Raw genomic sequence first — 11,171 nt, forward strand, 5'->3', positions numbered from 1 at the left:
CGGCGGGCCCACCGGCACTGGACGGCCCGGCCGACCGAGCCGCCGCGCCCGGACGGCCCGCCGGTCGGTCCGGGCCGCCTCGGGGCAGGCGCCTGAGACGGGTACGCGGAACGGGCCGCCGGTCGCCCGGCGGCCCGTTCACTGCGGTGCGCGGATCAGAAGACGCTCACGCCGTAGCGGCTGAGGGCCTCGGTGACCGGCTGGAAGTAGGTGGTGCCACCGGTGCGGCAGTTGCCGCTACCACCGGAGGTGAGGCCGAGCGCGACGGTGCCGGCGAACAGCGAGCCGCCGCTGTCGCCCGGCTCGGCGCAGACGTTGGTGCGGATGAGGCCGGAGACGCTGCCCTCGGCGTAGTTCACGGTCGCGTTCAGGGCGCTGACGCTGCCGCTGCGCAGGCCGGTGGTGCTGCCGGAACGGCGGACGGACTGGCCGACGTACGCGTTGCCGGCCGAGGTGATGTCCTGGAAGCTGCCGTTGTAGAGCGACACGTTGCCGGCCGCGTTGGCCGAGTTGTTGTGCCGGACGATGCCGTAGTCGTTGCCCGGGAAGCTGGTGCCGGTCCGGGTGCCGAGCAGGCTGGTCTGCGCGGAGTTGCTGTACCAGCTCGACGAGATGTTGGTGCAGTGACCCGCGGTGAGGAAGTAGTAGGTCGAGCCGCTGCGGACGTTGAACCCGAGCGAGCAACGGCCACCGCCGCCGGCGTAGATCGCCTGGCCGCCGGAGATCCGGGTGCTCAGCGTGCCGGCCTCGGCCTCGATGCGGATCGCGCCGTTGTGGCGGGCGGCGGCGGCCTTGACCCGCTCCAGCTTGGCGCCGGTGACGGTGCTGTCGACGGAGACGACGACCTGGTTCGTGGCCGGGTCGGTCCACCAGGCGGTGCCGGGGATCTTCGCGGAGCGCTCCAGCTCGCTGGTGGCGGCGTTGAGCTTGTCCGCGCCGCGCGCCACGATCTTCGGGATGGCACCGGCGTTGCGCACCTGGCGGGCGGTGGCGGTGTCGGTCACCGTGACGACCATCTTGCCGCTGGCGTCGGCGTACGTGCCGGCCGCGCGGTCGCCGAGCTTCTCGACGAGGGTGGCGGCGGCGTCCGGCGAGAGGGCCGTGGGGGCGGCCTGCGCGGGTGCGCCGAGCAGCGAGCCGGTGACCAGGGTGCCGGCGACGGCTACTGCGGCGGCGCGGCGGAGCGTGGACCTCGTGGGTCGCATGTAACAACCTCCGAATGGGGGTGAACGGGCGCTGTCATGGGGGCGCGCCCGAGGACAACCCGGGCGACCTGGGGAAACCGTCCGGGTGACCAAAGTATTCACACATTTAAGATCGTAAACAAGACATGGCTTTGCCCGGATTCGCACCGGCGCCCGATGTAACGCCGAAGCAACAACATCGACACCATCTGTCAGAGTCGGTCAGGGGTTGCGGCGGCGGGCCCCCGGACCCGGACGGGGCAGCACGTCGCGCGCCTCGGTGATCTCGTGCCCCTCGGCGCAGCGCAACGCGACCCGGACCTCGGCGCCGCAGTCGCGGTGCGCGACGCTCAGCGGCGAGCCCTCCGGGTCGGCCAGGTAGCGATCACCCCAGCCGAGCACCGCGACGAGCACGGGCCACAGGTCCAGGCCCATCTCGGTGAGCCGGTACTCGTGGCGCGGCCGGCTGCCCGGCTCCCGGTACGGCTCCCGGCGCAGCACACCACGCTCGACGAGCATGGCGAGCCGGTTCGTGAGCACCTGACGCGGGATGCCGGTGCGCACCCGCATGTCGTCGAACCGGCGTACGCCGTTGAAGACCTCACGGAGCACGACGAGGGTCCACCGCTCGCCGAGGATCTCCATGGCGCGCGCGATGGTGCAGTTCTCCACCGACCAGTCCAGTGCCGCGGGTCTCATGCCGACAGGCTAGGTCTGATTGACAGACTCAGCAATGCGCTGCGAGGCTGAGTCCATGACACAGACGCAGGAGCGCACCCGCACGTTCACCTGGTCCGACCCGGCGGCCGGCGCCGCGCACCTGGGCCGCCGCAGCGGCCTGGACCTGATGCGGGCGATGATCGCCGGCGAGCTGGACGCGCCACCGATCATGCACCTCGTCGACATGTCCCGGATGGAGGCCGAGGAGGGGCGCGTCGCTGTCGAACTGCTGCCGCAGGAGTTCCACTACAACCCGCTCGGCACCGTGCACGGCGGCGTCATCTCCACGCTGCTGGACACCGCCGCGGCGTGCGCCGTGCACACCACGCTCCCGGCCGGCGTCGGCTACACGTCGCTGGACCTCAACGTGAAGTTCCTGCGCCCGGTGACAGTCGACACCGGCACGCTGCGCTGCGAGGGCACCGTGGTGCAGCGGGGCCGCCGTACCGCCCTGGCCGAGGCCCGCCTGACGGACCCGGCCGACCGCCTGGTGGCCCACGCCACCTCGACCTGCCTCATCTTCCCCCTCCCCTGACCCCCCTTGTGCTCGGCGATCTTGCAGTTACGGCCCCCACAGTGCCGGTTTCGCGGCATTCGCGGGGGCCGTAACTGCAAGATCGCGCGGGAGCGGGAGGAGGGGCGGGCGTCAGGCCTTGGCGGCGGTGCGGGCGGCTCGGGCGGCTCGGCGCTCCTCGAAGCGGGACGCCTGGGTCTCCAGGGTGTCCAGGTGGGCGGCGATCTGGTCGCGGGCGGTCTCGCCGTCGGCGTTCAGCCCGGTCACGTCGAACAGGTTCCACTGGCGCAGCACCGGCATCACCACCTCGTCACGGTGCTGGCGCAGGTCGTAGATCCCGGCCAGCGCGATCGCCACCGACTTGCGGGCGAAGCCGTCGATGCCGACACCCGGCATCTGGAAGTTGGCGAGCACGTCCGCGACGGCGCGCATCGCCTGCGACGGCGCCAGCTCGAACGCCGCGCCGAGCAGGTTGCGGTAGAAGACCATGTGCAGGTTCTCGTCCGCCGCGACCCGGGCCAGCAGCGCCTCGCACGTCGGGTCGCCGGTGGCCCGGCCGGTGTTGCGGTGCGAGATGCGGGTCGCCAGCTCCTGGAACGACACGTACGCCAGCGAGTGCAGCATCTCCTGGTCGTGGACGTTCTGGTAACCGGCCGACATGTGCACCATGCGGGCCCGCTCCAGCGCCACCGGGTCCACCGCCCGGGTCACCGTGAGGTAGTCGCGGATCGCCGTGCCGTGCCGCCCCTCCTCGGCGGTCCACCGGTGCACCCAGGTACCCCACGCGCCGTCGCGCCCGAACAGGGTGGCGATCTCGTGGTGGTACGAGGGCAGGTTGTCCTCGGTGAGCAGGTTGACGATCAGCGCGGTCCGCGCCACCTCGGGCAGCGTCGAGTCCTCCGGCGACCAGGCCTCGCCGCCCAGCGGGCCGTCGAAGGTGCGGCCCTCGCTCCACGGCACGTACTCGTGCGGGAACCACTCCTTGGCCAGCGACAGGTGGCGGTCGAGGTTCTTCTCGACCACAGGCTCGAGTTCGGTGAGCAGAGCGGTCTGGCTGAGCACGGTCACGACGTTCTCCCTACGGTGGCGTAACTTACGCCACCGTAGGTCGAAACGCCGTCAGACGCCAGTGCCGGCCGGGCCGACCAGCGGCTTCAGGTCCGCCCGGGGCGGCGTCCACTCGCCCGCCGCGGCCGGCACCTGCTCGCCGGAACGGATGTCCTTGACCTCGTCGCCGTCCGCGCCGGGGAACCAGACGTACGGGATGCCGCGCCGCTCGGCGTACCGGATCTGCTTGCCGAACTTGGCCGCCGACGGGGACACCTCGGTGGGCACACCGCGCGAGCGCAGCGCCGCCGCTACCGCGTCGCTGGCCGCCCGGTCCTCCTCGGCGGTGACCGCCACCAGCACGCAGGTCGGCACCGAACGGGACACCGACAGCGCCTCGGCGCCGAACAGCAGGCCGAGCAGCCGGGTCACCCCGATCGAGATGCCCACGCCGGGGAACCGGACGTTGCCCGAGCTGGCCAGGTTGTCGTACCGGCCGCCGGAGCAGATCGAGCCGAACCGCTCGTAGCCGATCATCTGCGTCTCGTAGACCGTGCCCGTGTAGTAGTCCAGGCCCCGCGCGATGCGCAGGTCGGCCACGCAGAGGCCGGGCGCGTGCGCGGCCGCGGTCTCCACCACGGCGGTCAGCTCCGCGACGCCCTCGTCCAGCAGCGGGTCGCTCACCCCGAGGCCGCGCACCGCGTCGGCGAAGGAGGCGTCCGGCGCGGAGATCTCGGCCAGCGACAGCACGGCCTTGGCCTGCGCCTCGCTCGCCCCGGCGGTCTCGGCCAGCAGCTCCGTCACCTTGGCCGGGCCGATCTTGTCGAGCTTGTCGACGGCGCGCAGCGCCGCCTCGGCGTCGGTCAGCCCGATGCCCCGGTAGAAGCCCTCGCAGATCTTGCGGTTGTTGACCTGGATGCGCACCGGCGGGATCGGCAGCGACCGCAGCGCGTCGCCGATGACCAGCGGCATCTCCGCCTCGTAGTGGGCCGGTAGCGTGTCGCGGTCGACGATGTCGATGTCGGCCTGGAGGAACTCGCGGTAGCGGCCCTCCTGCGGGCGCTCACCGCGCCACACCTTCTGGATCTGGTAGCGGCGGAACGGGAACTGCAGCTTGCCGGCGTTCTCCAGCACGTAGCGGGCGAACGGCACGGTCAGGTCGAAGTGCAGGCCGAGCGCGTCGTCACCGGCCGGGCCGTCGGTGTCGGCCTGCAACCGGCGCAGCAGGTAGACCTCCTTTGCGGTATCCCCCTTCCGCAGGAGCTGATCCAGCGGCTCCACCGAGCGGGTCTCCAGTGGCGCGAAGCCGTACAGCTCGAACGTGGTGCGAATGCGATCGAGAACGAACTGCTCGATCATCCGCTGGGCGGTGGTCCACTCCGGGAAGCCGGAAATGGGCGTGGGCTTGCTCATCACGAACTCCTTGAGAACCCGCGCGGGCGCGGGTGAGGGTCTAGAGGCCTCGGGTGGGCGCGGCCGGGCGCGCGCCGCCGGTGCCCGCCACCTCGACGAGGTACGGGTTGGTCGCGCGCTCGCGGCCGATCGTCGTAGCGGGGCCGTGGCCGGGCAGGACGACTGTGTCGTCGGCCAGCGGGAGCACCTTGTCCCGCAGGCTGGACAGCATCCGGGGCATGCTGCCGCCCGGCAGGTCGGTACGGCCGATCGAGCCGGCGAACAGCACGTCACCGGAGAGGCAGATCTGCTCCGCCTCCCAGGGCGAGCCGGCGCCGGGCAACCGGAACAGCACCGACCCGCCGGTATGGCCGGGGGCGTGGTCGACGGTGATCTCCAACCCGGCCAGCGACAGCGTCGCGCCGTCGGTCAGCTCGGCCACGTCGTCCGGCTCGGCGTACGGCAGCCGGCCGCCGAACAGCTGGGTCAGGTCCATCGACAGCGCCTTGCTCGGGTCGGCCAGCAGCTCCCGGTCGTCCGGGTGGACGTAGGCGGGGATGCCCCGCGCGCCGCAGACCGGGGCGACGGAGAACGTGTGGTCGAGGTGGCCGTGGGTGAGCAGCACGGCGGCCGGGTGCAGGCGGTGCTCGGCGAGCACGGCGTCGAGCCGGTCGAGCACCCCGATGCCGGGGTCGACCACCACGCACTGCTCCCCCGGAGCGGTCGCCACCACGTAGCAGTTGGTGCCGAAGGCGTCCGCGGGAAAGCCGGCCACGAGCACGTCGCTCCCCTTTCCGTCCGGTCGTCGTCTGCTTGCAGCCTAGTCGCAGGGGCCAGCGGGTTCCGTCCGCCACCGGCCCGTCCGCCCCGGCCGGTCTGAGACGGCGGGACCTCGTACACCACATTCACAGTCGCTACCCGTACACTCTGGCGGGCGTGTGGCGTGGCGCACCCCGATCGGAACGGCGGACGGCGCCCGGCGCCGACGGCGATCAGGCAGAGGAAGGGGAGCGCGCGTGGCTTCCAGCAGGGACCGGCAGCGCAAACTGGCGCGCGCCAAGCTCGACCGGCAGCTCGCCCGGCGGGCGGCTACCGCGAAGCGGCGCCGGCAGATCCGGGCCGGCGTGGGCGCCGCGGTGGTGCTCGTGCTGATCGTGGCCGGCTCCGCCTGGGCGCTCGGCGCGTTCGACTCCGAGCCGGAGAAGAAGACCGCCGACGACGTCTGCCTCTGGACCGCACAGGACGGCGCCGTCAACACCAACCTCAAGGACGTCGGCGAGCCGCCCACCACCGGCCTGCCCACCTCCGGCACCCGCCCGATGACGATCACCACCAATCAGGGCGGGCCGATCACCGTCGAGCTGGACCAGACCGACGCGCCGTGCGGCGCGGCGAGCCTGAGCTACCTGGCCGGCCGGTCGTTCTTCGACAACACCACCTGCCACGAGATCACCGCCGAGGGCGCGCTGCGCTGCGGTGACCCGACCGGCACCGGCCTCGGCGGCCCGACCTACTCGTTCTACGACGAGAACGTCCCGGCCGCGGCGGAGGCGAGCCCGTCGGCCTCGCCGGCGCCCGGGCAGCCGGCGACGTACCCGAAGGGCACGGTCGCCATGATCGGCAACCCGCCCGGCAGCAACGGCAGCCAGTTCCTGATCTTCTTCAAGGACGCCAGCCCGGCCAAGCCGGCCTACTCGGTGGTCGGCAAGGTCACCGGCGGGCTCGACGTGGTGGAGAAGATCGGCGCCATGCCGACGGTGGACAATGGCAACGGCGCCAAGGTCAAGCCGAAGACGCAGGTGCTGGTCCAGAGCGTCACCGTCGGCGAGCCCGGTGCGGCGCCGGCCGGCAGTCCCGCGCCGTCGCCCAGCGCCAGCGCGGGCTGAGAACACAGGCGAGCAGGCGGCGGGCCGTCGGCTGACCCGGCGGCGCGCGTGCCGAACCCATATGCAGCAGGTGAGGAGTGACCGTGACGTCCACCAGAGACCGCCAGCGCGCGGCGGCGCGGGCCAAGCTCGAGCGGGAGATGGCGGAACGGGCCGGCCGGGCCCGCAAGCGCCGGCAGACCCAGGCGATCGTCGGGGCCGCGGCGGTGCTGGTGCTCGTCGTAGCAGGCACGGTCTGGCTCGTCGCCGCGCTCGGTGACGACGACGACAAGCAGGGCACCACCGCCGCCGCCGGGGCCGTCCAGTGCGCGTACACGGAGGTGCCCAAGGAGGGCCGTCCGGCGCAGATCAAGGACGTCGGCCTGCCGCCGGCCCAGCAGTCGGGCAAGGGCACCCAGACGATGACCATCGACACCAACCTGGGCCCGATCACCGCCAAGATCGACCGCGCCAAGGTGCCCTGCACCGCCGGCAGCTTCACGCACCTGGCGAGCAAGGGCTTCTTCGACAACACCAAGTGCCATCGGCTCGTCACCGAGGGCATCAAGGTGCTCCAGTGCGGCGACCCGAGCGCCACCGGCAAGGGCTGGCGGGACACCGACGGCACCGGCGGCCCGTCGTACAACCTGGCCGAGGAGAACCTCCCCACCGACAAGCGCCCGCCGTACCCGGAGGGTGTCATCGCGATGGCCAACTCCGGCCAGCCGGGCAGCACGGGCAGCCAGTTCTTCATCGTGTACGGCGACTCGCCGCTCGACCCGAACTACACGGTGCTGGGCACCATCACCGGTGGCATGGACGTGGTGAAGCAGGTCGCCGCGGCCGGTGACGACGGCGCGTTCGCCAAGCAGGCCGGCGGTGGTCACCCGAAGAAGGAGATCACCATGACCAAGGTGACGATGAGCCCGGTCGAGGGCGGCTGACCGCACCCGTACGACGACGAAGCGCCCGCCGGCTGCGATCAGCCGGCGGGCGCTTTCGCGTGCGTCTGTGGTTCAGGCTCCCGAGGTGACCCGGTACGCGTCGAACACGCCGTCGACCTTGCGGACTGCGGCCAGCAGGTGCCCGAGGTGCTTCGGGTCGGCCATCTCGAAGCTGAACCGGCTGACCGCCACCCGGTCGCGGGTGGTGGTGACGGTCGCGGAGAGGATGTTGACCCGCTCCTCGGACAGCACCCGCGTCACGTCGGCGAGCAGCTTGTGCCGGTCCAGCGCCTCGACCTGGATGGCGACCAGGAACGTGGAGGCGGACGTGAGCTTCCAGCTCACCTCGACCACCCGCTCCGGCTGGGCGCGCAGGTCCTCGGCGTTGGCGCAGTCGTCCCGGTGCACGCTGACCCCGCCGGAGCGGGTGACGAACCCGAACACCGAGTCCGGCGGTACGGGCGTGCAGCAGCGGGCCAGCTTGATCCAGACGTCGCTGACGCCGCGGACCACCACACCCGGGTCGGCGCTGCTCTGCCGGCTGCGCGGCGGCCGGGTGGCGACGGCGGTCTCGGCGATGTCCTCCGCCGCGCCCTCCTCGCCGCCGTAGGACGCCATCAGCTTCTGCACCACCGACTGCGCGGACACCTGGCTGTCGCCGACCGCCGCGTACAGCGAGGCCACGTCGGCCAGGTGCAGGTCCCGGGCGATCGCCATCAGCGCGTCCGAGGTGAGCATCCGCTGCAACGGCATGCCCTGCTTGCGCATCGCCTTGACGATCGAGTCCTTGCCGGCCTCGATCGCCTCCTCGCGCCGCTCCTTGTTGAAGTACTGGCGGATCTTGGTGCGCGCCCGCGGGCTCTTGACGAAGCCGAGCCAGTCCTGCGTCGGGCCGGCCGTGTCGGACTTCGACGTGAAGATCTCGATCACGTCGCCGTTCGACAGCGTCGATTCGAGGGGCACCAGCTTGCCGTTCACCCGCGCGCCGATGCACTTGTGCCCGACCTCGGTGTGCACCGCGTACGCGAAGTCCACCGGCGTCGACCCGGTCGGCAGCGGGATGACGTCACCCTTCGGGGTGAAGACGTACACCTCCTGGCTGGACAGGTCGAACCGCAGCGCGTCCAGGAACTCGCTCGGGTCGGCCGCCTCACGCTGCCAGTCCAGCAGCTGCCGCAGCCACGTCATCTCGTCGATGTGCGCCGGCGGGCCCACCACCGGGGTGCCCTTGTGCTCCTTGTACTTCCAGTGCGCGGCGATGCCGAACTCGGCGGTGCGGTGCATCGCGTACGTGCGGATCTGCATCTCCACCGGCTTGCCGGTGGGCCCGATGACAGTCGTATGCAACGACTGGTACATGTTGAACTTGGGCATGGCGATGTAGTCCTTGAACCGGCCCGGCACCGGCTGCCAGTTGGCGTGGATGACCCCCAGCGCCGCGTAGCAGTCCCGCACCGTGTCGACCAGGATCCGCACACCCACCAGGTCGTAGATGTCGTTGAAGTCGCGCCCCCGCACGATCATCTTCTGGTAGATCGAGTAGAGGTGCTTCGGCCGGCCGGTCGTCTCCGCCTTGATCTTGGCGGCCTTCAGGTCGGTGGACACCTTCTGCGTCACCTGACGCAGCAGCGCCTCGCGCTGCGGCTGGTGCTCCCCGATCAGCCGGTTGATCTCCTCGAACCGCTTCGGGAACAGCGTGCCGAAGGCCAGATCCTCCAGCTCCCACTTGATCGTGTTCATACCGAGGCGGTGCGCCAGCGGAGCCAGGATCTCCAGCGTCTCCTTGGCCTTCTGCTCCTGCTTGGGGCGGGGCAGGAAGGTGAGGGTCCGCATGTTGTGCAGCCGGTCGGCCAGCTTGATCACCAGAACCCGCGGGTCCTTCGCCATCGCCACGACCATCTTGCGGATGGTCTCGGCCTTGGCCGCGTCGCCGAGCTTGACCTTGTCGAGCTTGGTGACGCCGTCGACGAGCAGCGCGACCTCACCGCCGAAGTCGGCGCGCATCGCATCGAGCGTGTATTCGGTGTCCTCGATGGTGTCGTGCAGCAGCGCCGCGACCAGCGTGGTGGTGTCCATGCCCAGGTTCGCCAGGATGGTCGCCACGGCGAGCGGGTGCGTGATGTAGGGGTCGCCGGACTTGCGGTACTGCCCCGAGTGCCACCGCGCGGCCGTGTCGAAGGCGCGCTGCAGCAGCCGCGCGTCGGCCTTGGGGTGGTTCTCCCGGTGCGTCGCGATCAGCGGCTCCAGCACCTCGCTGACCTGCGAGGTCTGCCAGGGCGCGTTGAACCGGGCCAGCCGGGCGCGTACCCGTCGGCCGGTGGGCGCGTTGGAGAGGGCGAAGCCGCTGCCGGGCGTGGATTCGGTGGAACCCTCGGTGGGGAACGGCACCACGACCGCCCCGCCGTCGGCCGTCGCGTCGGACGCGCCGCCGGTGGCGCCGGTCGCCCGGGCCGACGGGTTGCCGCTGCGCTCGGTCACCGAGCCGTCCGCGTCGCCTGTCGGGTGCACCGTGCCCTCCACCGGAGGGACGACATCGTGGGACACCGGCCTCCTCACCGCTCGCCGGGATGCGCCGGCCGTCCGGCCGACGTCTGGTTCAACCGGCCCGGAGGCCGGTCTTGTTCCACGCGGTCACCGGGGCCGGGCCCCGGCGCCTTCGCCGCCCCGGACAGCTCGGCCGGGGCGGGCAAAGGGCAATGCTACCCGTACGCAGGGTACGCCACCGCTCCCCCGGACGGTCGGCGCCGACCGGCCCGACCGGGCCGGCCTGGTCAAACGGTCAACAGGGCATGGACCGGACGCTGGGCCAGCCGCTTACGGCCCTCGAGGAAGCCCAGTTCCAGCAGCACGGTGAAACCGGCGACCGTTCCGCCGGCGCGTTCCACCAGGTCGAGCGTGGCCTCAGCGGTGCCGCCGGTGGCGAGCACGTCGTCGAGCACCAGCACCCGGTGGCCGGCGGTGAAGGCGTCCTGGTGCACCTCCAGCGTCGCCTCGCCGTATTCGAGGGCGTAGGACGCCGAGTGCGTGGCGCGGGGCAGCTTGCCGGCCTTGCGCACCGGCACCACGCCCACGCCGGTGGCGTACGCGACTGCTGCCGCCAGCACGAACCCGCGCGCCTCGATGCCGGCGACGGTGTCGAACGAGTCCGGCCCGTGGTACGCGATGATGCCGTCGATCACCGCCCGGAACGCCTCACCGTCGGCGAACAGGGGCATCAGGTCCTTGAACACGACACCCGGCTTGGGGAAGTCCGGCACGTCCAGCAGCCGGCTGGCGACGAGCTGGGCGACCTCCGGGCCGCTGTCTCCCCGTACCCCTGTGGTGTGGGTCTCCGTCACGGTGCGTCCCATGTCCTCTCGAAACGACGACGGCGTCCGTCATGCCGTGACAACAGCATGACGGACGCCGTAGGACCGATTCCGTCCGGCCCTGCGGTCAGCGGCGCTTGCCGCCGGGCCGGTTGCCGCCGCCCCCGGCGGGACGGCCGCCGCGGGCGCCGCTGGGG

The 11,171-nt window shown here is 71.7% G+C and carries 10 protein-coding genes; 3 read left to right on the forward strand and 7 right to left on the reverse strand.

Annotation, left to right across the window (positions count from 1 at the left end; all coding sequences use genetic code 11):
- Window positions 1–155 precede the first annotated feature (155 nt).
- Window positions 156–1,205 (reverse strand): S1 family peptidase, encoded by a 1,050-nt coding sequence (locus tag AC2CHG_RS26355; protein WP_262012390.1) that lies wholly within the window; start codon window positions 1,203–1,205, stop codon window positions 156–158.
- Window positions 1,206–1,406: 201 nt separating this feature from the next.
- Window positions 1,407–1,883: a winged helix-turn-helix transcriptional regulator gene (locus tag AC2CHG_RS26360; protein WP_262012389.1), complete on the reverse strand. Its 477-nt coding sequence runs from the start codon at window positions 1,881–1,883 to the stop codon at window positions 1,407–1,409.
- Between the two features lie 55 nt (window positions 1,884–1,938).
- On the opposite strand from AC2CHG_RS26360, the gene AC2CHG_RS26365 reads away from it, so the two are divergent.
- Entirely contained in the window at window positions 1,939–2,439 is a 501-nt protein-coding gene (locus AC2CHG_RS26365) for a PaaI family thioesterase (RefSeq protein WP_357210975.1), read from the forward strand.
- 111 nt (window positions 2,440–2,550) lie between these two features.
- Here AC2CHG_RS26365 and AC2CHG_RS26370 read toward each other — a convergent pair whose 3' ends face one another.
- Genes AC2CHG_RS26370 through AC2CHG_RS26380 form a run of 3 tightly spaced genes read right to left on the reverse strand, consistent with a single transcriptional unit; the run spans window position 2,551 to window position 5,638 of the window.
- Complete coding sequence (locus AC2CHG_RS26370; protein ID WP_357210973.1) at window positions 2,551–3,486, reverse strand: acyl-ACP desaturase; 936 nt, start codon at window positions 3,484–3,486, stop codon at window positions 2,551–2,553.
- Between the two features lie 51 nt (window positions 3,487–3,537).
- Window positions 3,538–4,878 carry a histidine--tRNA ligase gene (gene hisS, locus AC2CHG_RS26375; RefSeq protein ID WP_262012387.1) on the reverse strand — a complete coding sequence of 447 codons (1,341 nt, stop codon included), beginning with the start codon at window positions 4,876–4,878 and terminating at the stop codon, window positions 3,538–3,540.
- 40 nt (window positions 4,879–4,918) lie between these two features.
- Window positions 4,919–5,638 carry an MBL fold metallo-hydrolase gene (locus tag AC2CHG_RS26380; RefSeq protein ID WP_030502528.1) on the reverse strand — a complete coding sequence of 240 codons (720 nt, stop codon included), beginning with the start codon at window positions 5,636–5,638 and terminating at the stop codon, window positions 4,919–4,921.
- 235 nt (window positions 5,639–5,873) lie between these two features.
- Here AC2CHG_RS26380 and AC2CHG_RS26385 point away from each other — a divergent pair, with 235 nt between their 5' ends.
- Both AC2CHG_RS26385 and AC2CHG_RS26390 read left to right on the forward strand, forming a co-directional pair.
- A complete protein-coding gene (locus tag AC2CHG_RS26385) occupies window positions 5,874–6,743 on the forward strand; it encodes a peptidylprolyl isomerase (protein WP_484525799.1) in 870 nt (289 codons plus the stop codon).
- 83 nt (window positions 6,744–6,826) lie between these two features.
- The gene (locus AC2CHG_RS26390; protein ID WP_357210968.1) at window positions 6,827–7,666 is read left to right on the forward strand and encodes a peptidylprolyl isomerase; all 840 of its coding nucleotides are present in this window, start codon (window positions 6,827–6,829) and stop codon (window positions 7,664–7,666) included.
- A 72-nt stretch (window positions 7,667–7,738) separates the two neighbouring features.
- On the opposite strand, the gene AC2CHG_RS26395 is transcribed toward AC2CHG_RS26390, so the two are convergent.
- Together AC2CHG_RS26395 and AC2CHG_RS26400 are read right to left on the reverse strand one after the other, a co-directional pair.
- Window positions 7,739–10,186 carry a RelA/SpoT family protein gene (locus AC2CHG_RS26395; RefSeq protein WP_484525800.1) on the reverse strand — a complete coding sequence of 816 codons (2,448 nt, stop codon included), beginning with the start codon at window positions 10,184–10,186 and terminating at the stop codon, window positions 7,739–7,741.
- A gap of 251 nt (window positions 10,187–10,437) precedes the next feature.
- A complete protein-coding gene (locus AC2CHG_RS26400; RefSeq protein WP_135239397.1) occupies window positions 10,438–11,004 on the reverse strand; it encodes an adenine phosphoribosyltransferase in 567 nt (188 codons plus the stop codon).
- Window positions 11,005–11,171 lie beyond the last annotated feature (167 nt).

The sequence above is a fragment of the Micromonospora sp. ATLC20 genome, from assembly GCF_057196585.1.

What these genes read in the sequence shown, in the direction of transcription:
- AC2CHG_RS26365 (WP_357210975.1), top strand. Translation starts at nt 1,939, where the DNA reads ATGACACAGACGCAGGAGCGCACCCGCACGTTCACCTGGTCCGACCCG.
- AC2CHG_RS26360 (WP_262012389.1), bottom strand. Translation starts at nt 1,883, where the DNA reads ATGAGACCCGCGGCACTGGACTGGTCGGTGGAGAACTGCACCATCGCG.
- hisS (WP_262012387.1), bottom strand. Translation starts at nt 4,878, where the DNA reads ATGAGCAAGCCCACGCCCATTTCCGGCTTCCCGGAGTGGACCACCGCC.
- AC2CHG_RS26355 (WP_262012390.1), bottom strand. Translation starts at nt 1,205, where the DNA reads ATGCGACCCACGAGGTCCACGCTCCGCCGCGCCGCCGCAGTAGCCGTC.